At 58.3% G+C, this 23241-nt stretch carries 25 protein-coding genes; 8 read left to right on the plus strand and 17 right to left on the minus strand.

The genetic code is table 11. The features are described from left to right. Nucleotides 1-129 precede the first annotated feature (129 nt). The gene (locus N8H74_RS26160; RefSeq protein WP_262151440.1) at nt 130-426 is read left to right on the plus strand and encodes a hypothetical protein; all 297 of its coding nucleotides are present in this window, start codon (nt 130-132) and stop codon (nt 424-426) included. 189 nt (nt 427-615) lie between these two features. Beyond that, nucleotides 616-1008, plus strand: a complete 393-nt coding sequence (locus N8H74_RS26165; protein ID WP_262151442.1) for an immunity 41 family protein — start codon at nt 616-618, stop codon at nt 1006-1008. A gap of 12 nt (nt 1009-1020) precedes the next feature. Here N8H74_RS26165 and N8H74_RS26170 read toward each other — a convergent pair whose 3' ends face one another. Next, nucleotides 1021-1398, minus strand: a complete 378-nt coding sequence (locus N8H74_RS26170; protein WP_262151501.1) for a cytochrome c — start codon at nt 1396-1398, stop codon at nt 1021-1023. Between the two features lie 441 nt (nt 1399-1839). Between N8H74_RS26170 and N8H74_RS26175 the strand changes: the two genes are divergently transcribed. Next, entirely contained in the window at nt 1840-2748 is a 909-nt protein-coding gene (locus N8H74_RS26175; RefSeq protein WP_262151444.1) for an alpha/beta hydrolase, read from the plus strand. Nucleotides 2749-2897: 149 nt separating this feature from the next. Here the strand turns inward: N8H74_RS26175 and N8H74_RS26180 are convergent, their stop codons facing one another. The 4 genes from N8H74_RS26180 to N8H74_RS26195 form a co-directional block, all read right to left on the minus strand. Continuing rightward, nucleotides 2898-3269, minus strand: coding sequence for a hypothetical protein (locus N8H74_RS26180; protein WP_262151445.1), 372 nt, complete (start codon nt 3267-3269; stop codon nt 2898-2900). A 419-nt stretch (nt 3270-3688) separates the two neighbouring features. After that, complete coding sequence (locus N8H74_RS26185; RefSeq protein ID WP_262151446.1) at nt 3689-4156, minus strand: metallophosphoesterase family protein; 468 nt, start codon at nt 4154-4156, stop codon at nt 3689-3691. A gap of 63 nt (nt 4157-4219) precedes the next feature. Then, complete coding sequence (locus N8H74_RS26190; protein WP_262151448.1) at nt 4220-4606, minus strand: hypothetical protein; 387 nt, start codon at nt 4604-4606, stop codon at nt 4220-4222. Next, a complete protein-coding gene (locus N8H74_RS26195; protein WP_262151450.1) occupies nt 4603-5751 on the minus strand; it encodes a hypothetical protein in 1149 nt (382 codons plus the stop codon). The genes N8H74_RS26190 and N8H74_RS26195 overlap by 4 nt, the downstream gene beginning before the upstream one ends. 561 nt (nt 5752-6312) lie before the next feature. On the opposite strand from N8H74_RS26195, the gene N8H74_RS26200 reads away from it, so the two are divergent. Both N8H74_RS26200 and N8H74_RS26205 read left to right on the plus strand, forming a co-directional pair. Then, nucleotides 6313-6504: a hypothetical protein gene (locus N8H74_RS26200; RefSeq protein ID WP_262151452.1), complete on the plus strand. Its 192-nt coding sequence runs from the start codon at nt 6313-6315 to the stop codon at nt 6502-6504. Beyond that, entirely contained in the window at nt 6504-9926 is a 3423-nt protein-coding gene (locus N8H74_RS26205) for a hypothetical protein (protein ID WP_262151454.1), read from the plus strand. Before N8H74_RS26200 ends, N8H74_RS26205 begins: the two co-directional genes overlap by 1 nt. Nucleotides 9927-10404: 478 nt before the next feature. On the opposite strand, the gene phnE is transcribed toward N8H74_RS26205, so the two are convergent. The 5 genes from phnE to N8H74_RS26230 all read right to left on the minus strand — a co-directional run bounded on the left by phnE (nt 10405) and on the right by N8H74_RS26230 (nt 14676). Beyond that, nucleotides 10405-11172, minus strand: a complete 768-nt coding sequence (gene phnE / locus N8H74_RS26210) for a phosphonate ABC transporter, permease protein PhnE (protein WP_262151456.1) — start codon at nt 11170-11172, stop codon at nt 10405-10407. Further along, nucleotides 11169-11996 (minus strand): ABC transporter permease subunit, encoded by an 828-nt coding sequence (locus tag N8H74_RS26215; protein WP_262151458.1) that lies wholly within the window; start codon nt 11994-11996, stop codon nt 11169-11171. Before N8H74_RS26215 ends, phnE begins: the two co-directional genes overlap by 4 nt. Further along, nucleotides 11990-12787, minus strand: coding sequence for an ATP-binding cassette domain-containing protein (locus N8H74_RS26220; protein WP_262151460.1), 798 nt, complete (start codon nt 12785-12787; stop codon nt 11990-11992). The genes N8H74_RS26215 and N8H74_RS26220 overlap by 7 nt, the downstream gene beginning before the upstream one ends. Beyond that, entirely contained in the window at nt 12784-13647 is an 864-nt protein-coding gene (locus N8H74_RS26225; protein WP_217834251.1) for a putative selenate ABC transporter substrate-binding protein, read from the minus strand. Before N8H74_RS26225 ends, N8H74_RS26220 begins: the two co-directional genes overlap by 4 nt. A 132-nt stretch (nt 13648-13779) precedes the next feature. Continuing rightward, nucleotides 13780-14676: a LysR family transcriptional regulator gene (locus N8H74_RS26230; RefSeq protein ID WP_262151462.1), complete on the minus strand. Its 897-nt coding sequence runs from the start codon at nt 14674-14676 to the stop codon at nt 13780-13782. A gap of 161 nt (nt 14677-14837) precedes the next feature. Between N8H74_RS26230 and N8H74_RS26235 the strand changes: the two genes are divergently transcribed. Next, the gene (locus N8H74_RS26235) at nt 14838-15587 is read left to right on the plus strand and encodes a glucose 1-dehydrogenase (protein ID WP_262151464.1); all 750 of its coding nucleotides are present in this window, start codon (nt 14838-14840) and stop codon (nt 15585-15587) included. A 145-nt stretch (nt 15588-15732) separates the two neighbouring features. After that, nucleotides 15733-16431 (plus strand): alpha/beta hydrolase, encoded by a 699-nt coding sequence (locus N8H74_RS26240; protein WP_262151466.1) that lies wholly within the window; start codon nt 15733-15735, stop codon nt 16429-16431. A gap of 86 nt (nt 16432-16517) precedes the next feature. Here the strand turns inward: N8H74_RS26240 and N8H74_RS26245 are convergent, their stop codons facing one another. The 4 genes from N8H74_RS26245 to N8H74_RS26260 form a co-directional block, all read right to left on the minus strand. Continuing rightward, nucleotides 16518-16922, minus strand: coding sequence for a nuclear transport factor 2 family protein (locus N8H74_RS26245; RefSeq protein ID WP_217834243.1), 405 nt, complete (start codon nt 16920-16922; stop codon nt 16518-16520). Then, nucleotides 16912-17283, minus strand: coding sequence for a Rid family hydrolase (locus N8H74_RS26250; RefSeq protein WP_262151468.1), 372 nt, complete (start codon nt 17281-17283; stop codon nt 16912-16914). The genes N8H74_RS26245 and N8H74_RS26250 overlap by 11 nt, the downstream gene beginning before the upstream one ends. Before the next feature lie 64 nt (nt 17284-17347). Then, a complete protein-coding gene (gene gstA / locus N8H74_RS26255) occupies nt 17348-17959 on the minus strand; it encodes a glutathione transferase GstA (protein WP_217834240.1) in 612 nt (203 codons plus the stop codon). 155 nt (nt 17960-18114) lie between these two features. Beyond that, entirely contained in the window at nt 18115-19041 is a 927-nt protein-coding gene (locus N8H74_RS26260; RefSeq protein WP_217834239.1) for a LysR family transcriptional regulator, read from the minus strand. Between the two features lie 100 nt (nt 19042-19141). On the opposite strand from N8H74_RS26260, the gene N8H74_RS26265 reads away from it, so the two are divergent. Continuing rightward, on the plus strand, nt 19142-20515 hold the full coding sequence (locus N8H74_RS26265) for a DHA2 family efflux MFS transporter permease subunit (protein WP_262151471.1): 1374 nt from the start codon (nt 19142-19144) through the stop codon (nt 20513-20515). Nucleotides 20516-20686: 171 nt separating this feature from the next. On the opposite strand, the gene N8H74_RS26270 is transcribed toward N8H74_RS26265, so the two are convergent. The 3 genes from N8H74_RS26270 to N8H74_RS26280 all read right to left on the minus strand — a co-directional run bounded on the left by N8H74_RS26270 (nt 20687) and on the right by N8H74_RS26280 (nt 23236). Continuing rightward, nucleotides 20687-21253: a UbiX family flavin prenyltransferase gene (locus N8H74_RS26270; protein ID WP_217834237.1), complete on the minus strand. Its 567-nt coding sequence runs from the start codon at nt 21251-21253 to the stop codon at nt 20687-20689. Beyond that, a complete protein-coding gene (locus N8H74_RS26275; RefSeq protein WP_262151473.1) occupies nt 21246-22748 on the minus strand; it encodes a UbiD family decarboxylase in 1503 nt (500 codons plus the stop codon). The genes N8H74_RS26270 and N8H74_RS26275 overlap by 8 nt, the downstream gene beginning before the upstream one ends. 65 nt (nt 22749-22813) lie before the next feature. Beyond that, complete coding sequence (locus N8H74_RS26280) at nt 22814-23236, minus strand: DoxX family protein (protein WP_262151475.1); 423 nt, start codon at nt 23234-23236, stop codon at nt 22814-22816. Nucleotides 23237-23241 lie beyond the last annotated feature (5 nt).

Genomic DNA, 23241 nt, shown 5'->3' on the forward strand with positions numbered 1-23241 from the left:
CGACGGGTTATATGCTGCTGTGCAATATCACCCGGCGTTTGATGCCACGGAGTGAATGCGCGAAAGCCTTCGAGGCCGGCACTGCTAGAGTGGCGCCAATCAGGCAAATGAACGGGTGCGAGATCGCCAATGAGCAAACTGGGTTGTAAATGCGGCTACGTGATCGTCGACCAGACTGACAGCTTGCCCTATAAAGCCCGCCTGCTTCGCGACGAAGCAGAGGAGGCGTATTGGCGTGAGTTCGAGCGCCAGATCAAGACTTTCGTTGCTGCCGTGGAAGCAGGAGACAAGGCATGCTACGTCGCTGAGTACGGTACACACTCTCCATGGATCAAATCGTCGGATCTTCTGATCAACCGCCTGAGTAGCATCCAGGCTCACCACGAAACCACCATTTACGAGTGCAAGGGTTGTGGTCGCTTGTAGTTGCAAAAGCCGGATAGCAAGCAATTTGTTTCGTATACCTCTGAAGAAAACGAATACCGGGCCATTCTGGCGGCGGCTTCAGGGGATGGTGATCAGATTGATTGAGAAGCCATAAATCGCCAGTCCTTTCTGGATACGACTCTGATAGTCCATTAGTCTGGCGACGGATCTGAACAGGACGCTGCTTTCATGGATGCACATTTCATCATCGACAGAAACTCCGCCAGGTGCGAAGCCTTCGACGACGACTCCTTCATCGGGCAATTACACGAAGCGCAAATCGTGGCGCACGATGAGTATTGGCAACTGGAGTGGGCGCTTTATCAACTGGCGACCCCAGAACACTTCACCCAAGAGCTTTCGCAAAAAGTGTTCAGGATATTCAGCTTTAGCTCCCACGCGCTGGCGAGCCACTTTGATCGCAAGGATTCATTCAAAATTCGAAATCTGAAAAGAAAGCAGGTCTACGAATTTCGTTTTCGATTCAAATTGGTTTTCGAAGGCTTTTTTGCCCAAAAGATGCCGGGCCCGGACTATTTTTCTGAGGTGAATCCACTGTTGCTCGGCAGCTCTGACGATTGACTCGACTCAAGCTCACCGTTTGCTTGCAATCAAACCGACCATGTACTCATTCAGATCGCGAAAATCCTTAACGCTCCACGCATGCGGCGCGATTCTCACACCGTTCTCCTGCAAGGTTTTCGGAATCAGGTTGCCGTTCGGGCGCAGGATGACCGACGACACAATCACGCCCGGATAATCGTTAAGCCGTTTCTTGAACGCGGCAGTCGTCAGGTCAGGCGTGGGCGGATTGCTTTTATGAGCCAATGGCCCGGTGCCCTTGATATCTGCTCCGTGACACACCGCGCATCGCTGCACATAGAGGTTCTTGCCGTTGGCATTTTCTGCCAGGGAAACGGGTATTTGCGTGAGCGATGAAGCAGCCAGTAAAGCGATAAGTACTGTTTTCATTTCCATGGGGTTTGAACCGAGACTGTCCGTTGTGCTCGCGAACGATCGACTGGCTTGCGGTAGTACTTGATAGCCGCCAACGTTCGAATTGTGCGCGGTGTTATAGCTGAAAACGGCGTCTACACCCAACCTCCCCATACCCGTCTCTTGCTGTGAGTCGTTCAGGAAGAAGTTCGCTGTCGTGTGGTTCGCCGTTCTGTTCCGGGCCGGATGCGCCAACCAGAAATTCAAACCTGCATATCGCACCCAGATCCATGTCGTGAAAACTCTGCCGGTTTCGCGGAACCCCGGGAAATGCGCTACATGGGCCGCGAACAAGCCTGGGGCAGCAGCGTTGCCCTGGCGAATTTCCAGCCTGCCAGTAAGCGAGCCGTCCGCCACGCCCCTGCGAACAGCCCAAACAGGTCTACGCTCCTCCAACCACCCACTGGAGACGCCGTGATGATCCGAGCCTTGTTGATCGCTTCCCTGTTCGTTGTCGTCAGCGCTCCAGCGCGTGCCGACGTGAGCGCGTTCCCGTCGTCGTTTCATACGCAAGACATCGCGGTAGAAGGGGCGAAAATCCATGTGCGCGTGGGCGGCAAGGGGCCGGCCGTGGTGCTGCTGCATGGCTTCGGCGACACCGGTGACATGTGGGCGCCACTGGCCGCCGACCTCGCCAAGGATCACACCGTCGTCGTGCCCGACCTCCGTGGCCTCGGTCTGTCGTCGCTGGCCGAAGGTGGCTACGACAAGAAAACCCAGGCCGGCGACGTGCATGGGGTACTGACGACGCTGGGCATCAAGAACGCGGTGATCGTCGGCCATGACATCGGCACCATGGTCGCCTTTGCCTACGCCGCGCGCTATCCGCAACTGACCGACAAACTGGTGGTGATGGATGCGCCCGTGCCCGGCATTACCCCGTGGAACGACATCGTCCGCTCGCCGATGCTCTGGCACTTCGACTTTGGCGGCCCGGACGCCGAGCGGCTGGTTGCCGGCCGTGAGCTAATCTACCTCGACCGTTTCTGGAACGAGTTTGCCGGCGACCCCGCCAAGGTCGACGAAGCGACCCGCCAGCACTATGCCAAACTCTACGCCCGCCCAGGCACCATGCACGCCGCATTCGCCCAGTTCCGCGCCATCCGCCAGGACGCGCAGGACAACGAAGCGACCATGCAAAACAAACTGACCATGCCGGTACTGGCCGTCGGCGGCGAAAAATCCTTCGGCAACAACGAAGCCATCGTCATGCGCAATGCCGCCGTCAACGTCAAGGAACTGGTCATCCCCGGCGCCGGGCATTGGCTGATGGAAGAAGCGCCGACTCACACCATCCGCGCCATTCGCGAGTTCATCAGCCTGTGAGGGCTGAAGTGAGCGACGTGATTTGGCTGGAGCCTGCCTCGGCGATCGGCTGAATCTTCACCGGGCGACTGGCGTCATCTGGCCGACGACCGTCTGCTGCAACAGACAGTCGCCGGCCATCGCTTGATCCGGCTGCAGGGGGCGAGCCGTTACGTCAGCTCGACATGATCCAGCGCCTGATTCACCGCCAACTCCGCGACCATCACCACCTGCGCGATCCCCAGCGCTGTCTTGCGATGCGAGTGATCGAGGGTGGCGGCAAAGTTGCTCAGCATCTCGGTGACCGAACCGAGGTTTTCGCTGGCGTTGGCGAGCAGGGATTCGGTGTTGTATTTCGGATTGGCGAGGTACATGGCTTCCGGTTCGTTGCAGGACGACATGATCCGGGCGGCCGGGGAGAGGTAATGATCCAGCGCACGCTCGGCGGCGTCGTGGAATTTCTTGGAATCGGGGGATTCGTAGGGGGAGGTGGGGTCGGTTTCGAGATTGGGTTCGGGTGGGTTGGGTGTTGGTTTTATCATCGTGAAACTCCTATGTCGCCAAATGGGAGCCGTCACTTTTCGCTACCAAACGAATGGGTGGCGGCCATGCTCAGGTTGGTAGACCGGGACATAGGAAACCGGCGCGCCCGAAGACGCCCTGTGCATGACCACCATAATGCGGAGCCTGTCAGGCATCGCAAAACATGATGCTTATGCAACCTACGATCATCCGGGGCTACCAAACCCCATCACTGTTTTTCAGTGACCAGGAAACGATAAAACCCCCGCCGTAGAGGCACAAGCCGGCGGATTCTGGCGCAGTCGTAGGCAATGACGCAAGGCGTTGTAGCCTCGATGAAGTTACGGCGAGTGACTTTAAACAGGCCCGTTTAAATCAAGAAATTCCACCGAGAAAACCCCGATCCCCAACGACTCACCGCACCCGCCAAAGCACACCCTCAGCCCGGCAAATCCACCAGCGACACCAATCGCGGCTCAAGCGAATCCCTCGACACCTCCATCAACACCAACGTCACCGGCAACCTGAACCGCCGCCGCCCGGCACTGCCCGGATTCACATAAAGCCGCTCCCCACGCCACTCGATGCAGGGTTTATGGGAATGGCCGGTGATGACGAGTTTGATGCCGGCATCAAGGTCGGCAGGGACGTCGGCGATGTCATGCACCAACAGCGTTTGCCAGCCGTTGAGATCGAAGGTCAGGAGGTCGGGGAGATCGCTGGCCCACGGAAGATCCAGGTCGTTGTTGCCCCGTACTGCGTGGACGGGAGCGATGGCGGAGAGTTGATCCAGAATCTCCGCGTTGCCGATGTCACCGGCGTGGATGATCCGCTCGCAGCCTTGCAACGCGGCGAGGGCTTCGGGGCGGAGGAGGCCATTGGTGTCGGAGAGGATGGCGGTTTTCATGGGTATCTGAATGTATGTTTGGGATGCGCTAATGAAATAGGCGCGACTCAGTAGGCAGCAGCACTAAATAACACCTGACTTAACCGCTACCCCGAAGCAGATCATCACCAGTAGCAGCCCAATCACGCTCCATTGCAGCACGGCTAACTTGCGTTTAAGGGCCGCGGGGAAACTGGCCAAGTCTTCGGAGCTTAGCTCGCCTCTTTTCAAATAGAATTTCGGGAAGGTAACAATTCCCGAAATACCACCGACGAGCAAAAGCTTGCCCCAAGGTCCGCCATGTCGAAGCGGAGCACGAGTCATGATGGCCTGGCAGTTTTTCAAATGCTCCAACATCAGATCCATTTTCGTGTAGCCCAGATGCAAACAGACGCCTATCCAAACAAGAAGCCCTGCCAGATCAATCACGGCGATGGATAGCAGGACCGTATCAACAACGTTCAAACTCATTTTCCCGCCTCATAAATCTTTTCACCGGCCCATTCGCCCGTTGCCCCGCCAACGCTACCTCCAGCGTATGAGCCTGCTGCGACAACGATGACGCCACATGCCAGAGTGGCCATGCCGCCCGTAGGTACACCCAAACCTACACAGATAACACCCGCTGTGGAACCGCTCAAAACCGCGCCGGTAGCAGCACCGCCGGCCACGCCACCAATGAAGCTGCCGCTCTCGGTGTACTTGATCTTTTCACAGGCATCTTTATTGCCTGCCGCACAGACTTCCTGAACCTTCATGTACGACGCGCCACCGCCTACGGCGGTGCCGATCCAGCCGCCATACTTAACAACCTTGGCCGCTTTGGCGATGCCTGCCGCGTGCGTGGCATAGCCGGGAATCTGCCCCGGAGCGCCCGCCAGGCTCCAGTGATGCACCAGGCTCCTGCTTGAGATGCCGAGGGCGGATTTCAGACTGGGGTGGTCAGGGAAACCGATGCCTTTTCTGGTCAGCCCGGTGAGCTGCCGGTCGAGCTTGGCGAACAGTCTTGCACGTTCCGCAAAAAAGTCCTGGCTGCGTAAGTGGCCGTCACGCTTAAAGCTTTTCTGATGCAGGGCCTCGATTTCCTTCAGTGAGGTTTTCACGTCTTCCAGGTTCTTGGCGAAGATCGCTTCCCCTACACCGATTGAGGTTGAGCCTTGCGAAAGAACAGACTCTATCTGGCTCCGATAGCGAACCATGAAGCTGGCTTCTTCGTCGGTCATGGGCTTCAGCGCAGCGTCCACCTTTTGCGCGGCTTCCATGAGCAACGTTTCTTCAGGGGTACACAGGGGATTGTTCGGATCGCTCAAAACGATGAGTTGACCAGGCTTGGCGTAGCCGGTGATGTGAGGATTGAGGCGATTGAATTTCTCGAGCGTTGCACCGTCCGGCTTGTCGAATAATGCCGCTTCCAGCGCAGAGCGCGGCATGACTTGCTGAACGATGTAGAAGCCTGGCTCCGCCGGCTCCTTTACCACCGCCGGCTTCTTCGCCGGCGCCTCGGGATACTCTGCCCAGCGCTGCGCATGCAGATCGACTGGCTCGACGCCACGGTAAACCGTATTTCTCGAAGGGTTAGGTCGGGCGGGTTTTGGAACGTTTCCTTGGTCGCTCATGAATCATCCTTGTTCGTGCGTGAATCCCGAATCGAGGTTTCGACAGCTCAACGCTACCGAAATGCTCAAGTGCCGGCTGTAGGACAAAACCTAAAGGCTATGCCCAAACTGCTGATTTCTTTCATTCGTTGGGCATGAAGGATAACTGGTGACGGAGGTTGGTTGTATGGCAGCCAATGGCCACTCATAAATGGTCGCCTAATTTGCGAGCGTTGAGCTATTTTTTACGTCTAGTGATGAAAGCCATTGGTGATTAATAGCAGCCGCCTGTGAGCGGCAAAAGTTGCTCTCGAGCATACGGTTGATAAGGCTTTCACTCTGGACCATCCCGACGTAGTCCGCTATGCGGAGGTTGCCAGCAGCAGCTAGGCCTTTGAGGATGCAGCTAGGGCAAGTGTATTCAGCCATCTAAATCAGGCTTGAACAAACAGCTCAATGCTCCGAAACGTCTACTGTACGAGTTCACACGCCAGCAAGGTCGCTCCTTAGCGATGCTGAATGGCACATCGCTACCCTCTCGGGTACGATTAGGATCTGAATAACGAGTGGAGGCGTACTGGAATGAGCTTTTCCTTGGCTGAGAATCCTGAGTTGATACTGGGCGGCGCATTGATGCTGTGCCTGATAGTGGTGGTGAGTTTTAAGTTCGTACGAAATCGAAATGTCAATGTCAAGGCAGCCAATGGTTCCGCAGCTTTCAATGGGAAAAATTCTGGAAATATTACAATTAATCATAATAAAGAGAAAAAATAGTGGGTATTAGGGATCTCATCAGCCGCCTAGGATGGAAGCCTATTGCCACGAACGTTTCTGCGGAAAACTCGAGCGTTGCGATCAATGGGCCAAATAGTGGCCCTGTGATAATAAATGATGTTGACACGATTGCTGAGGCTCTCTCTAAGTCAATTGCAGTTCAGCACGCTGCATTGGCCCAGGGGGTGGCGGGAGATCTTCAAACTGAGTTTGACCGCCAAGTTGATCACTATCGCGAGCAAATGAACTCTGGGGCTGTAAAGTCTGCGTTGGTATCATTTGAAAAGCTTTTAGTAGACCAAAAAGATAATCTCACCGATCTTTTAAAGTTTCGTATTAAAGCAAATATTGCCCTCTGTCATCATCAGTTGGGAAATGTTGCTAAAGCTCCAAACCTCCTTCTCGAAGCTTGTACTTACGCCCCTGATGACAAACGGGCAATAGCATTCCAGGCATTGGCATATATACTTCAGGATGACTGTGACAAAGCGCTGGAGTATGGGTGCGAAAAAATTCGTGAGTACCCTGATAACGAGAATTTAGCAGGGTTTATTTTACAAGCCGCTCGAATCAAATATCATAATAAAGATACTTTTGTAGATCCGTTTGACAAGTTTGGTGAACGGCTGCAATTGAACCAGTCTGTTCGTATCGCGCACATTCACCTCCTTGCCTCACGACGGATTGAGGGGTGGAGGGCCATGGCTCAAAAATTCCTAGAAGAGTATCCCGACGACGCACAGGCCAAAAACCTTATAGCCATCGGCATACTTCAACATTATGTTGATAATCGTCAAACCGCCAATGGCTTCACTTTCTCTCAGGATGAAGTAAACGAGTTAAAGTTAGCTGCCGACTATATAAATGCTGAATGGCAGCAGTTTAAGTCAAGCGATAGGGTTGCTCATGCTAGTGATCTCCAGAATATTCAATATCTCCTGATCCTATATAAGCTTTCAGGTAATATTGATGCTCTTGTAAAAGAGTGTTCTTATGTGCTGGCTGAGCTGGCAGGTGATCAAGAAATTATCGAAACGATCGCGCGAAATTTGATTGATCTTCAAGAAGCTGAGCTATTCGAGCAAGCTGTACAAAAGGTAACTGATCCTATCAATGCAAAAAAACTTAGATTTCTAAATAAATTAGCAAAAAAAGATTGGCATAGTTTGAGCGGTTTTCAAGATTATGCTCTTGATAAGTTTGATGAGCCATTTGCCAATCATGCTCGAATAGTGGTGTACATTGCTAGGGCTTTTGTGGGCAAAGCAAGTGGTAAAGACCAATTAACGCAGCTTCTTTCAAGCTGTGAGCTAGACAGTCGAGGTAGGTTGCTGCTTTTTGAATTTGCAGCTGCGAGCAAAATTAATTCTATCGCCAATATGGCTCATGCGTATGGACACAATCGAGTCACAGAGCGAAGTGAAGCCATTGAGTTTTTTCACTACATGAAGCTTGTCCGCTTCTTGATGCTATGGCGAGAAATTGTCCTTCGGCTTGAGTTTCATCCTGCTGTTAGTGAAAATTATGAGTTGAAACATATGCTCGCATTGGGCTTTCTCAACGAACATCCAATAAGAGCAGAGGCCGTCGCTTTTTTTGAGAAGTACATCATCCCAAATACCCAGGGCTTTGAACTTCTGGCTGGTTTTTTTTACTTTAAGCGTAATGATTTTCAGCGATCTGTCCCCTTGGTCGAAAAGTATTTAAATGACGGTGGAGAAGATTTATTTGCTTTCATCGTGCTATGCGATATTGCCAAGTTAAGTCACGATATTTTGGCACTGAAGAAGCTCTTCCAAACGTATAAGCTGAGCTCTTTAGTCGGAACTCCCGAGCAGCGAATGCATGTAGCGAGAGTACGGGCATCACTTGGGCAGGGGGCGGAGGCTCTCGCTGAGGCCTATCAAATATGGGTGGAGAATCCTGATTCAGCTCCGGTAGCGCTAGGCTTCTTCAGCACCTTTCTCATGGTTGAGAAAGATGGCATTTTAGATAACACCATGACCGTCGGAAATGGATATTTTTACCGCCTTGTCCCCTCAGAAGGACAGATAATTGAAAAGTCAGTTGATCTCAATACTGAAGACCTCCTAAATCTTTCCCCGGAAAAAGTCGACTTCTATACCCAGCACGTCTGGGGGAAAGGCGTTGGCTACGAATTCACTCAAGAAAAGCTACAGGGCGACATTGTGTGGAAGCTTGATGAGGTAAAGCACCCCTACCTCCACGCGTTCCATGAGATATGCCGAACGTATGAAACTCGGTTTCCAACAGCGGGAGGATTGTGGGCTTTACGAATTGAAAATGACAACATCGAGTCATTGTTGGCATTCATGCAACGGAAAGCTGAATGGGATGACACTCTATTTGGTGAGATTCTTGATAAGAGCATGCCTCTCGAAATTGCTTCAGGGTTAAGCAATAAGAACATCTTTGATGTCTACGATCTCGTTCGATCCAGAGGCGGGATGATTAGCACCTGCGTGGGGTTACAGGAAGAACGGCAGGTCGCGATGGAGCTAGTTGATAGTTACCAAGGCAGACCGATAATTCTCGACACTTATGCTGCCAAGGTCGTAGTGGAGTTGGGGATTTTGGATGCTCTAAAAGAGTTTTTCGGCAGTGTCATCGTATCGCACAGTACTTTGCAGACATTGCAGATGATGTCTGTTGATAGAGCAGAACTTCTTAGCGTCGCATCCTCTGGTAATGCTCATATCGTGAAAATTATCAACAAAATTCAAGAGGTTTGTGAGGTCGTTGAGTATAACTTTCCTAGGGAGTCCGACGAGCTAACGGATAAGTTGGTCGAAACGAATGCTGGTGGTGTTGCGCCGTACTTTATCGCTAAAGAGAGGGGGGCGCTATTTGTTTCTGAGGATTTTTATTCAAGGGGGTTCGCTGCCAATACTTATCAGGTTAAAGATAGCGTTTGGCTCCAAGTAGTAGTAAACGCTTTGTCGCAGTGTGGGCTAATTACAAACGAGTTATATGCTAAGGCAATTTTTGGCTTGGCAGAGCGAAAACACCAATTTTTGTCAGTTTCCCCAGCCCTTCTCGAACATGTTTATCAAAATGATACGACTGCAGAGCTTTCGAAGCTATCTGTCTTATGTGAATTCATAGGGGGCGGGCAAGCTGAGCTTAATAGTCATTATCAGCTAATACTCAAATTTATTCTGGCGCGTTGGTTGATTGACTATAATCATGACTACGATTTGGCGCTAGAGAGCTTGCTTCTGAGAAGTCACGGAGATGCTTTTCCATCTGCTAAAGCAATGAAAGCAACTTCAATATTGTTGGATCGGCTGATCACGATACCTGGAGGTAAGCAAATGCTGTTCGTACTTATGGACTTGCCCGTGCTCAGATTGAAGGAGTTTATCATTGGATGGTGGATAGGGCATTTTTATAAGGGGTGACTGTCCTCGGGACCTGTCCCAAGTGGTGGTGATATACGCGATTTAGGCGCCTTTCTTGATCGCGTAATAACGTTTGGAAGTATGGTGGTACTGTCACATTGCCCGTAAAAACCCACGAGCCATTTGTTAGGTGAGCAAGTATATTGCTGTTAAATTTTTATCGATGTGTAGGGAGTATAGACGTTCGCAGTCGATCGTTAATATTATAAATACCACTTATGGTTGACTCTGTTGCAAAGGTTTTTTTGAGGCGGCCGAATGGTTGTTTGGTTAATTCTCTTTTTTAGCGCACGCTACGTTAACTTTAAGTCTGCATGCGAAGACTGAGGGGGTAGATTTTCACATGCATTCTTTCTGCTTCGGAAGCATAGCCGGCTTTTTCAACACAATCGGTTGATTACAGTCATTCGCGAGAGTGACCACCGTAGTTGCTACCTCGATAAAATTGGTGAGAGAAGTACTCTATTAACGGTCCTAACTACGCCTTAACCCACCTCTGCCGCCCCCACCCACTCAACCAATCCACCCCAAACACCAACACCAACATCGCCAATATCACCGTCCCCGCCTGTGCCTCCTGAAACAGACTCAGACTCACATACAACATCTGCCCCAACCCCCCAGCCCCGACAAACCCGAGCACGCTGGCCATCCGAATATTGTTCTCCCAGCGGTACAAGCAGTAGGCGAGCAACTGTGGTGCCAGGTTCGGCAGCGTGCCGTAGCAGAACGCAGCAACCGGATTCCCCCCTTGCAACCGGATCGCCTCGGCCGGTTCCGGTGGGGTGTTTTCCAGGGCTTCGGCGAACAGGCGGCCGAGTACGCCGGTGGTGTGCAGGGCGAGGGCGAGGGTGCCGGCGTTGGGGCCGAGGCCGGCGGCGAGGACCATGAGGGCGGCCCAGACGAGTTCGGGGATGGCGCGCAGGGCGTTCAGCAGCAGGCGGGCGGCGCTTTGCAGGGGCCAGCCGAAGCGTCCGGCGGCGGGCAGGGCCAGGGCGATGCCGAGGATGGCGGCGAGCAGGGTGCCGAGGGCGGACATGGCGAGGGTTTCGAGGGCGCCGTGGAACACCGCGCGCAGGTAGCCGGCGCTCAGGTCCGGGCTGAGGAAACGCTGCACGTAGGCGCCCATTTGTTTCAGGCTGTTGGCGCTGGCGAGTTCTTCGAGGTTGAGGCTCAGGTAGCCGAATGACGCGACCACGGCCACGGCGATGGCGATGATCAGCAGCAGGTTGATCAGGCGGTTCATGTCAGCCTCCAGCGCAGCAGGCGGCTGAGTTGGTCGGCGGCGAGGACCAGCAGCAGGAAGGTCAGCAGCATGCTGGCGACTTCGCCGCCGGCGAACATGCGGATCGACAGGTCGATCTGTTGGCCGAGGCCGCCGGCGCCGACGAAGCCCATGACCACCGAGGCGCGGATCGCGCATTCCCAGCGGTAGACGGTGTAGGAGAGCAGTTCCGCCGAGACGTTGGGCAGGATGCCGTAGGCGAAACTCGCCAGGCGCCCGCTGCCGGCCTGCATCAGGGCGTGAGCCGGGCGTTGGTCGGTGGATTCGAAGATTTCCGCATAGACCTTGCCGAGCATGCCGCTGTAGGTGATGGCGATGGCCAACACGCCGGCTGCGGGGCCGAGGCCGACGGCACGGACGAACAGCAGCGCCCAGACGATTTCCGGGACGCTGCGTAAAAAGATCAGCAAGCCGCGTACCGGCCAGCGCAGCAGGCTGCCGAGGCGACTGGGTCGACCGCTGCGGGCGGCGGCGGACAACGACAGGGCGCGGCTGGCGAGCAGGCCGGCCGGCACCGCAAGCAGCAGCGCCAAGGCCATGCCAGCGGTGGCGATGGCCAGGGTTTGCAGGGTGGCTTTGACCAGCAATTCAACAAAGGCTTCGTCGTGGGCGGGCGGCCAGAACTGTGCGACGAAGCGGCCCATTTCGCTCTGGCTGTCGGCGCGCAGCAGCACGCCCAGGTCGAGTTCGCTGAGCTGGATGCCCGGCCACAGCAGGGCGATCGCCAACAGGGTCAGCAGCAGGCGCGGCAGGGCGGCGGGGTCGCGTGAAGCGGCGTTCAGCATCGAGGAATCTGCACGGTCAGAGGCGCAACCACCGGCACCGGGGATTGCAGTTGTTCGTTGGCGTAGAGCGCGTCGAGCATGTCATGGCTGACCTCGGCGGACGGGCAGTCGAAGAGGATCTGGCCGTCGCGCAGGCCGATGATGCGCGGGAAGTGCGACAGCGCCAGGTCCACTGCATGCAGGCTGGCGACGAGGGTGACGTTATGTTCGCGGGCATGCCGAGAGAGGATCGACAGGGTGTGCCCGGCGAGTACCGGGTCCATCGCCGACACCGGTTCATCCGCCAGCAGCACTTCGGGCGCCTGATACAGCACGCGGGCGATGCCGACGCGCTGCAATTGGCCGCCGGACAGTTGCTGGCACTGGCTGAACAGTTTGTCGCCCAGATCCAGCCGCGCCAGTGCCGCACGGGCACCGGGCACGTCCAGAGGATGCAACAGATTGAGCAGGCTTTTGCCGAGGTTCCATTGGCCGAGTTTGCCGGCCAGCACCGCCGTCACCACCCGTTGCCGGGGCGGCAGCGGCGGCGCCTGATGCACCAGACCGATGCGCGCGCGCAGGCGCTGCCGTTGGCGGGCGGACAGGTGCCAGGCGCGTTCGCCCAGCACTTCGACGTCACCGTCGCTCGGGCGCACGGCGGTGGCGAGCAGGTTGAGCAGGCTCGACTTGCCGGCGCCCGACGGGCCGATGATTGCTACCTGTTCGCCGCCGCCAACTCGCAAGTCCACCCCGCGCAAGGCGTGAACGCCGTTGGCGTGGTGCAGGCTGGCGTGAGTCAGGCGCAAGGTCATTTCAGCAGGTCGGCAGCGCGGGCGGCTTCCTCGATGCCCTTGTAGTTTTCAGGCTTGGTGTCGATGAAGCGGCTGGCGGCCTGCAGGTCGAGGATCTTCTTCTGCTCAGGGTTGGCCGGGTCGAGGTCGAGGAAGGCTTTTTTGATCTTCGCCGCCAGCGCCGGGTCGAGGGTGCCGCGCACGGTCCAGTTGTAATCGAAGTAGGCCGGGGTGGTGGCGAAGACCTTGACCTTGTTGGTGTCGACCTTGCCGGCATCCACCAGTTTCTGCCAGACGCTGGCGTTGAGCACACCGGCATCGACCTTGCCGGCCTGTACCCAGGCGACGGTGGCGTCGTGGGCGCCGGAGTAGCCGACGCGGCTGAAATAGTCTTCCGGTTTGATGTTGTCGTTCTTCAGCATGAAGTAACGCGGCATCAGGCTGCCCGATGTGGACGACACCGAGCCGAAGGCGAAGGTCTTGCCCTTGAGGTCGGCCAGGCTTTTGACGTTCGGGTCGGCGGTGATGAATTTGCTGGTGAACTGCGCGTCCTGCTCACGCTGCACCAGCGGGATCACCGGGGTGGTGCTGTCGGTTTTCAAGCGCGCCTGAACGAAGGTGAAACCGCCAAGCCAGGCCATGTCGAGGCGATCGGTCGCCAGCGCTTCCACCACCGCCGGGTAGTCGGCCACCGGCACGAATTGCACCTTCATGCCCAACTGCTTCTCAAGGTAGGCACCCAGCGGTTCGAACTTGCGCAGCAGTTCGGTCGGGGCTTCGTCGGGAATCGCGCTGACCTTCAGCACGTCCTGGGCGTGCGCCAGCAGGGCGGAAAAGGACAGGGCCAGGCCTGCGGTCAGTGCCAGGGTACGCTTGAGCATAGAATTCTCCGTTTCATGAGCGTCAGGATCGGTGCGCCAGCTTCTTAATGAAGTGGGGCGCAAAGTCAGGTTAGACGAAACGCTGGGGTTATACGTACTCGCGGCGGGAAAGGCCAGCGTGCGGATGTAACCTCAGTCGACCTGCGCAAAGCGCTCCACCAGCCAGTCAATGAACACCCGCACCCGGTTGCTCAAATGGCGGTTGGGCGGGTAGAGCACATGGAACGGGTACGCGGCCGGGCGCCAGTCGGTGAGGATCGGCACCAGTTCGCCGCGTTCGACGTAAGGCCTGACCGTGTAGCTGAAGGTGTGGATGATCCCCAGCCCCGCGAGGCCGGCAGCGAGATGGGCGTTGCTTTCGTTGACGCTGACCGGGCCTTTGCCTTCGATCTGATGGCGTTCGCTGCCGCGCTGGAAATGCGCTGGCAGAATGCGCCCGGTGGAGGCCGAGTGATAGGTGATGACTTGATGATCGGCCAACTGCTCCGGATGCGTCGGCGTACCGTGCCGCGCCAGGTATTGCGGGGTGGCGCAGGTTGTCCATGACACCTCGCCGAGGCGGCGCACGGCCAGGGTCTGCTCGGTCAACCGACCGCCGCGAATCACACAGTCGACCCGCTCACTGATCAGGTCCACCGGGCGATCGCTGACGCCCAGGTCGAGTTTGATGTCCGGGTATAGGGCGAAGAACTTCGGCAGTTGCGGAATCACCAGCATCGTCGCGGCTGAGCCGCCGATATCCACGCGAATCTTGCCCCGTGGCAAGCCCTGCGCCTGACTGAACCCCTGATCGATGTCCTCCAGTTGGTTCATCAATGGATGGGTCAACTGGTAGTAGGAGGTGCCATCGGCGGTCACCGTCAGGCGGCGGGTGGTGCGTTGCAACAGGCGCACGCCGAGGTGACTTTCCAGTTGCCCGATCAGTTTGCTGACCGTGGTTTTCGGCATGTTCAGCGAGTCGGCGGCTTTGGTGAACGAGCCGCTTTCAACGACGCGGGCGAAGACGCGGATTGCCAGTAACTGATCCATCGGGTGTTTCTCGGCAAGAGTTCGGAAGTGATTATTGTGCATATATGTGTACAAACAAAACCGATTTGACGGATTTTTCCAATCAATCTTCAGCCCTAAAGTGGCATCCAACGGCACACAACCCAGCCGTCACCTCACTCAACGGCAACTGGAGATTCATCATGAGCAACCGACTCGAAGGCAAAATCGCACTGATCACTGGCGGCACCACCGGCATTGGCCTGGCCTCGGCCCAGGAATTCGTGGCCCAGGGCGCCACAGTGTTCATCACCGGCCGGCGCCAGGCGGAACTGGACAAAGCGGTCGCCGCCATCGGCCCACGGGCCATCGGCATTCGCGGCGACGTCGCCAGTCTTGAAGATCTGGATCGTATCTACGCCGAGATCGCCGCCAAGGCCGGGCATCTGGACATCCTGTTCGCCAACGCGGGGGGCGGTGACATGCTGCCGCTGGGGGCGATCACCGAAGAGCATTTCGACCGCATCTTCGGCGCCAACGTGAAGGGGATGCTGTTCACCGTGCAGAAGGCGCTGCCGCTGCTGCGTGACGGCAGCTCGATTCTGCTGACGTCCTCGACCACTTCCGTGCAGGGCACCGAGAACTTCAGCGTCTACAGCGCCAGCAAAGCGGCGGTGCGCAACTTCGCTCGCTCGTGGTTGCTCGATCTCAAACCACGTCGTATCCGCGTCAATGCCATCAGCCCTGGCCCGGTGCGCACGCCGGGTCTGGCGGATCTGGTGCCGGCCGAACATACCCAGGGCTTGTTCGATCATCTGGCGTCGGTGGTGCCGATGGGTCGCCTGGGCGAGCCGAGCGAAATCGCCAAGGCCGCGTTGTTTCTGGCTTCGGATGACAGCAGTTTCGTGAACGGGATCGAGCTGTTCGTCGACGGCGGGGCGGCGCAGATCTGAGGCCGATGAATTAACCAAAGCGCCCGCACCGTCGGGCGCTTTGGCGTTGATGGCGGCGCAGGATTGCCTTTTGTCTGGCCGAAGCGCGTTTCGCCCCAGCCGATCCATACTCCCTGCGCCACTTTCTCAAGATCAGGAGTAGGCCATGAGCAACAAGCCGTCGATCGTTTTGGTGCATGGGTTCTGGGGCGGCGCCGCGCACTGGGGCAAGGTCATTGTCGAGTTGTCACGCAAGGGCTACACGGATGTGCATGCGGTGGAAATGCCGCTGACGTCCCTGGCCGACGACGCTGAGCGCACGCGCAAGATGATTGCCCAGCAGAGCGGCCCGGTGTTGTTGGTCGGCCATTCTTATGGCGGGGCGGTCATCACCGAGGCCGGCAACCAGCCGAACGTCGTCGGGCTGGTGTACATCGCCGCGTTTGCCCCGGACAAGGGCGAAAGCCCCGGCGGTCTGACTCAGCAACATCTGCCCGCCGCCGCACCGAATCTGGCGCCGGACAGCGACGGATTCCTCTGGCTCAAGGCCGACAAGTTCCACGAAAGTTTCTGCCAGGATCTGAGCGCCGATGAAGCGCTGGTGATGGCCGTCACGCAGAAGGCGCCGCTGGCGAGCACCTTTGGCGATGAAATCACCGCGCCAGCCTGGCGCAGCAAGCCGAGCTGGTATCAGATTTCCAGCGAGGACCGGATGATCCATCCGGATAACCAGCAGCACATGTCGTCGCGGCTGGGGGCGAAGAAGGTCATTACCCTGAAGGCCAGTCATGCGTCGCTGGCGTCCCACGCGGCGGAGGTGGCGGCGTTGATCGACGAGGCGGCCGGCAGCGCCGCGAAAGGCTGAACCGGCCCAAATCAAAAAGCCCTGCACGTGACAAGCGTGCAGGGCTTTTTGTTTGCGCGATTGAGCGTTGACTCACGCCGCAGCGCTCAGGCCGGCTCAAGGATCACGGCCGGTTTGAGCGGCGTGGCCTGATAGACCAGCAGTTGCCATTGCTCATCGGTTTTCTGCCACGCGGTGAGCGTGCGGTTGTGCAGGTGTTTGCGCACGCCGCCGGAGGTGACCGTGGTGATGAGTTCGCCAAACGCCAGCGCCAGTTCGCCGACCCGGGTCACTTTGTCGATCTGATGATTCAGGGTGTGGTAGATGAACTCCCGGGAGCGGCATTTTTCCAGGTAGCTCTTGAGGTCATCGACCACACCGCTGGCGTGGATATAGATGAGGTCTGGGTGGAACAGGTAGCTGAATATGTCCAGGTGACCGCCGAGCATGGCGGCACTGCGTTGGGCTTCGCAGGTGCGGATCACCAGGTCGATCTGGTCGTTATGCGTCATCAGCCGTTCCTCGCGCCGCCGTGACGATGATTTCGATCAGCAGTTTGCCGCCCAGGTCGACGCCGTAACAGGCGCGTTGCGGCCAGTGCTGCGGGTTGTCGCCGATCCATGTGGCCCAGATCTCATCGACCACGGCTTTGCTGCCCATGTCCGCCAGCAGCACCTGGGCCGAGAGCATGCGCGAGTGGTGGGAGCCGAGGCCTTCGAGGCTGGCGCTCAGGGCGGCGAGGGCCTGGTGGGTCTGGCCGACGATGTCCAGCGAGGTGTCCGGGGAGGTTGCGACGGTGTAAACGATGTTGGCGTAGGCGCAGGAACGGCTACGTCCTGCGTGGCCGCTTGGGACGCGTTCAATGGTCTGCATAGGGGTCTTCATCCAGATTGAAGTGAGGCAGAGGCCAGCATCGACTGGCCTCTGTCATCCGTGATTAAACCGGTTGCGTGGCTTCTTCGGCGGCAATCGCAGCCTGTACGCTTGGACGTGCTTCGATGCGCTCCATGAACGAAGCCAGTTCCGGCCAGTCCTTCACATCGATGTTGAAGAACGGCAGCCACTTGAGCACGGTGAACAGGTAGGCGTCGGCCAGACCGAAGGCGCCCAGCAGGAAGTCTTTGTTGACCAGGCCCTTGTTCAGGTAGTCCAGACGCTTGAACAGCTTCTGGCGGAAGATTTCCTTGGTCGGCTCGGGAATGTCGGCGTTGAACAGCGGCGCGCTCCCGCCGTGGATTTCCGAGGTGATGAAGTTCAGCAGTTCCTGCAGGCGGGTGCGCTCCCAGGTGCCGTTGGCGGGGGCCAGGGAATTGCCCGGCACCAGGTCGGCCAGGTATTGCACGATGGCCGGGCCTTCGGTCAGCACCTGGCCGTTGTCCAGCACCAGGGCTGCGACGTAACCCTTGGGGTTGAGGTCGCGGAAGTCGCGGCCGTCGGCGGTGGCTTTGGTCTTGTTGTTGACCCGGATCAGCTCGAAGGGCAGGCCCAGTTCACGCAGCACGATGTGCGGCGAGAGGGAGCAGGTCATGGGGGCAAAGTACAGTTTCATGGGTATCTCCTTATAAGCGGGCAACGCGTACCCGAACGTGTTGCCGTTCCAGGCCGGAAACGGCTGTGAACCTCGTTCCAGACATATTGGTGTCATGTCATCGATCGGTAAAATTACGATCTTATGCGCCCATCATTAGGTGCTCTTATGTCCATTCAGGCGACTTTTGCTTCGGTACTGCGAACGGTCATCGGGATGTCGTTGCCGAGGGTCGACTTGCGGATTTCATTGAGAAACGCCTGGGCCGAAGGTGTGCGTTCACCGGCGGGCGAACAGACCAGACCGAACTCACGATAGATCGGTTTGCTCAACTCGAAGACCCGCATGCCCCGACGATCCACCGGCAGGGTCGAGGCCGGCACGATGGAGATGCCCATGCCTTCGCTGATCAGCGCAAACGCCGTGGTCCAGTCGCGCACGGTGATCTTGATGTCCTTGAGCTTGAGGCCTTCGCGTTCGACCAGTGACTGGCCATTGAGGTGGCAACCACCGGTGGCGAGGATGAACGGTTCTTCCACCAGATCCTTGAGGGCCACGGTGCTGGACGAGGAGCGGCGCGCCAGTTCGTGATTGGCGGGGACGGCCGCCACCCACGAGTCGCGGCCCAGCAGCAGCGCGCCACGGGACGGGCAGGGGTTCATCACCACGCCCAGGTCGATGCTGCTGTTGGCCAGCCATTGCTCGACTTCCTCGTCAGTACCTTCCAGGGAAACGATTTCGATGCCGGGGTGCAGGCGACTGAAGCTTTGCAGCAGCGGCGGCAGCAGGTTGGCGAACACCGAAGGAAAACTGGCGAGTTTGATCCGCCCCAGGTGGCAACCGCGCGAGGCATCCACCAGGTTCTGGATCGATTCGAACTCGCTGAGCATGCGCCGCGCGCGGTCGATGATCTGCTGTCCGATGGCAGTCGCGGTGGTCTGGCGGCGGTCGCGGACGAACACTTTCACCCCCAGCGCTTCTTCCATTTGCGTCAGGGCCTGACTGGCGCCCGACTGGGTAATGCCATAGCGCTCGGCGGCGCGGGAAACATTTTCGGCGTCAGCCACGGCGACCAGCAGGCGCCAATGCATCAGGTTCATCATCTCAGTAGTTCCTCTTATGTTCGGCTAATCGAGATTTAATTTTACGAAGCACCCGCACCGCCTCAGGATCGCCCCTGAATACACAGTGAGGTGTTGGAAAGTGGGCAAAACCCTGTCAATGGATCTGGCGGCCAGACCCGCCTCGGCGGCTCCTGTTCTGGTGAGCGTGGCGTTGAGTTCGTTCATGGTCGCGCTGGATGTCACAGCGCTGAACGTGGCGCTGCCGAGCATCGGGCATGACCTGGCAACGGGGATGGATCGGCTGCAATGGATTGCCGGCGCGTACACCCTGGTGTTTGCCAGCCTGCTGTTGTCCGCCGGGGCGCTGAGCGATCGGCTGGGGGCGCGGAAAGTGTTCCTGTTCGCCCTGTTGGTGTTTACCGGTGCGTCGGTGGCCTGCGGCCTGGCACAAGGCGTGGTCGAGCTGATTGCCGCGCGGGCGATTCAGGGCATCGGTGCGGCGTTGATGCTGCCCAGTTCCATGGCGCTGCTGGTTGAGGCGTATCCCGATACCCAGGCGCGGGCCAAGGCGGTGGCGCTATGGGGCGGGATCTCGGCGCTGGCGCTGGTGAGCGGGCCAATGCTCGGCGGCCTGCTGGTGGAGCTGGTTGACTGGCGGTCGATTTTCTATCTGAACGTGCCGTTCTGCCTGATTGCCCTGAGTTGCTGCGCGATGCGCGGCAGTCGCCTCGCCATTCAGCCGCGTTCGATCGATTGGCCGGGGCAGGTGCTGTCGGCACTGGCGCTGGTGTCGCTGATCTTCGCCCTGATCGAAGGGCCGGTGTGGGGCTGGGGCAACACCTGGGTGATCGCGACGTTGCTGGCGGCGCTGGTTTGCGGCGCGGCGTTCATCTATTCGCAGCGTGCCCAGCGTGAGCCGATGCTGCCGCTGAATCTGTTCGAGTCGAGAACCTTTTCCGCCGCCATCGGCGCCGGGTTTCTGCAAACCCTGGCGTATTACGGCAGTCTGTTCGTCCTGCCGTTCGCGTTGCAAGGCCAGGGCCGCACGCCGGTGGAGATTGGTCTGGCGATGATCCCGATGACCATTGCCACCGGGGTGATGGCGAGCCTTTCGGGGCGCTTGTCCAATGCCTTCGGTGCCCGTTCGGTGGGCGCTGCCGGCATGCTCTGCGGGGCGCTCGGGGCGGCGTTGCTGGCGTTGTATGGAATGGATCGCGTCAGCCTGGTGATCGGCGGGCTGCTGATCGGCCTGGGCGGTGCGACCTTGCCGGTGATCGTCGGCGCCTGTCTGGCGAGTGTGCCGAGCGGCAAGGTCGGCGTCGGTTCCGGGGTACTCAATGCCGCGCGCCAATGTGGCGGGGTGACCGGTATCGCCTTGCTCGGCGCCACCCTTGAAGGGCCGGGGCGCGCCACCGGCGCCTTGTCGATCATAGCCCTGGCGTTCGTTGCCGCCGGCCTGTTGACCGTGTTGCGGCTGTACACCGACGAGGTCGATGTCGTGAGTGAATGCTGACCGGCACGCCGAAGCGCGGCCGGTGAGTGTTGCAGTGAAGCGACGTTGCGTTGCCTGCCCCGTATCGAGCGGGCAGGCAAACGCAACGTTGTTGTTTGGGTCAGGTTGTGAAAGAGCGAATCGGCAAGGCGTCGAAGCACGCTTGCCGAAGGTGCAGCCAACTGCGATGTTTCAACCCCAGCGACGTACCGTCCCGGTGTCCAGTCCCAACAGATCGAGCATGCGGCCAACCGTGTGGTCGACCATGTCTTCGATGGATTGCGGCCGGGCATAAAACGCCGGCACCGGCGGCATCACGATGCCGCCCATTTCACAGACCTGGGTCATGCTGCGCAGGTGGCCCAGGTGCAACGGGGTTTCCCGCACCATCAGAATCAAGGGCCGGCGCTCCTTGAGCGTCACGTCGGCCGCGCGACTGAGCAGGCTGCCGGTGATGCCGCTGGAGATTTCCGAAAGGCTTTTGATCGAGCAGGGCGTCACCACCATGCCCAGGGTCTTGAACGAACCGCTGGAAATCGAAGCGCCGATGTCCGCCGGATCGTGGACGACGCTGGCAAGGGCTTTGACATCCGCCACTTTCATGTCGAGTTCATGGGCCAGGGTGACTTGCGCCGATTTGGTCATCACCAGATGCGTGGCGATGCCCAGCTCACGCAGCAGCACCAGGGTGCGCACGCCATAAATCACCCCGCTGGCACCGCTGATGCCGACCACGATGCGTCGTTCAGGGCTACTCATGGGAATCCACCGCCGTGTCGAAGGCGTTGACCACCGGCGCTTCGCCCGGCAGACCCAGATCGCTCCAGCGCTCGCGCACCCGTTCGTAGACCGCTGGGCGCAGCAGGGTGCGGGTCGGGAAGTTGCGGATGTTGCGGTAATCCTTGCAGGCGTTGATCAGGGCTTTGGAGCCGAAGAAGCGTTTTTCCGGCGGGTTCTGTGCCGGGTCCAGCGGCGAGCCACGGGTGTTGCGCAGAATGTCGATGTCATCGCTCGGCGTGGCGCGGGTGGCCATGGCCCACAGCACCTGATTCATGTCGGTCGGGTCGACGTCCTCGTCCACTGCGACGATCCATTTGGTGATGTACGCACCGCCCGGCACCTGGCCGGCGAGGGCCAGGGCCTGTGCGGCATGCCCGGCGTATTTCTGTTCGAGACTGATAACGATCATGCCGAAGGCGCCGGCAGCGGCGGGTGGGCAGTACACGCCTTTGATGCCCTGGATGCCGAGCTTGTCGAGGTCGTTCCAGATCTTCGCCGAGCGGATGGTGGAGAAAAACGCGCTCTGCTCGTTCGACGGGAAGTCGGCCATCAGCGCGTTGGTCAGAATCGGCCGGGTGCGGTAGTGCAGGGCGGTGACCTCGATCAGCGGGCAGTCGATGTCCTTGTAGCCGTAGTAGCCGGTGAACTCACCGAAAGGCCCTTCTTCGCGGGTCGAACCCGGACGGATGACGCCTTCGATGACAATTTCCGCCGCGGCCGGGATCAGCAGGTCGGAGTTTTTCGCGCGCACCACTTCAACCGGTTTGCCTTTGATACCGCCGGCAAAATCGTACTCGCTGACGCCGGGCGGCAACGATTGCGAACCCACCACCATCATCAATGGGTCGACACCCCAGGCGGCCGCCACGGGCAGCGCTTCACCTCTGGCCCAGGCCTGATGGATATGCCGCAGGGCGTCCTTGCCCGGTGCCAGCGACAGGCCGACCTCGCGCGGTCCCTGGATCATCATGCGATACGTGCCGACGTTGAGGTAACCGGACTCCAGATCCCGGGTGAACACCGCGTCTGCCGTGCCGGCGTAGGCACCGCCGTCGCGCGGCCAGTGTTTGGGAATCGGCAGGCGGGTCAGGTCGATGTCGTTGCCGGTGAGGGTGTTCTGGTAGATCGGCGCGGCTTCGGCGGCGATCTCAAGCGGGGCGATGCTGTGTTTGAGCTTGTCCTTGGTACGCCGGATCAGTTCCATGGTCGGCGTGTCCGGGGCCTCTTCGAGGGTGATCGCAGTGCGCGCCACGCTCGGGCCGAAGATGTTCCACAAATGACGCAGGCCCAGCGGCGAGTCCGCCTGATCGAAAAGCACCGCCGGTGAGGCGGGCTGGCGGGCCACCAGGTAAGTGATGGCGCTCATTTCTTCAATCGGGTCGACGGCTTGCGAGACGGTTTGCAGTTCGCCGATTTTCTCGGCCCGTGCCAGCCAGTCGCGCAGGTCGGCAACCGGTTCAATCAATTCGTTCATCTTGAATATCCGCAGGGACTGAATAGAAAAACGGCGGGCGCATGACTGCGCCCGCCGCCAGAAGATCAACGTTTGTCGATCGAGTACTTTCCAGGCCCCAACAGGCAGAGGAAAAGGAAACCGCCGGCAATGCTCACGTTCTTGAAGAAATGCACGAACAGCGTGTGATGAGCAGTCGGGTCGGTGGTCGTCCAGAACGCGTGGCCGATGATCCCGGTGCCGATGGTGTACAGCACGAAGAGTGCTGCGATCGGCCGGGTCCAGAAGCCGAACAGCAGGGCCAGGCCACCGAAGAATTCGACGATGGTGGCGACGATCGCGGTGAACTCCGGAATCGGTGCATCCACTGATTTGAGGTAGGTCACGAAACTGCCGTGGTCGGTGACGTAGGTGAAACCGAAGTAGCCGTAGAGGATCAGGATCATGATCCGGGCGATCAGGATCATCGCGTCACGTTGGTCATCGAACAGCTGATAGCGTAAGTACATTCCAT

It is taken from the genome of Pseudomonas sp. B2M1-30 (assembly GCF_025447575.1).
GTDB classification, from domain to species: Bacteria; Pseudomonadota; Gammaproteobacteria; order Pseudomonadales; family Pseudomonadaceae; genus Aquipseudomonas; species Aquipseudomonas botevensis.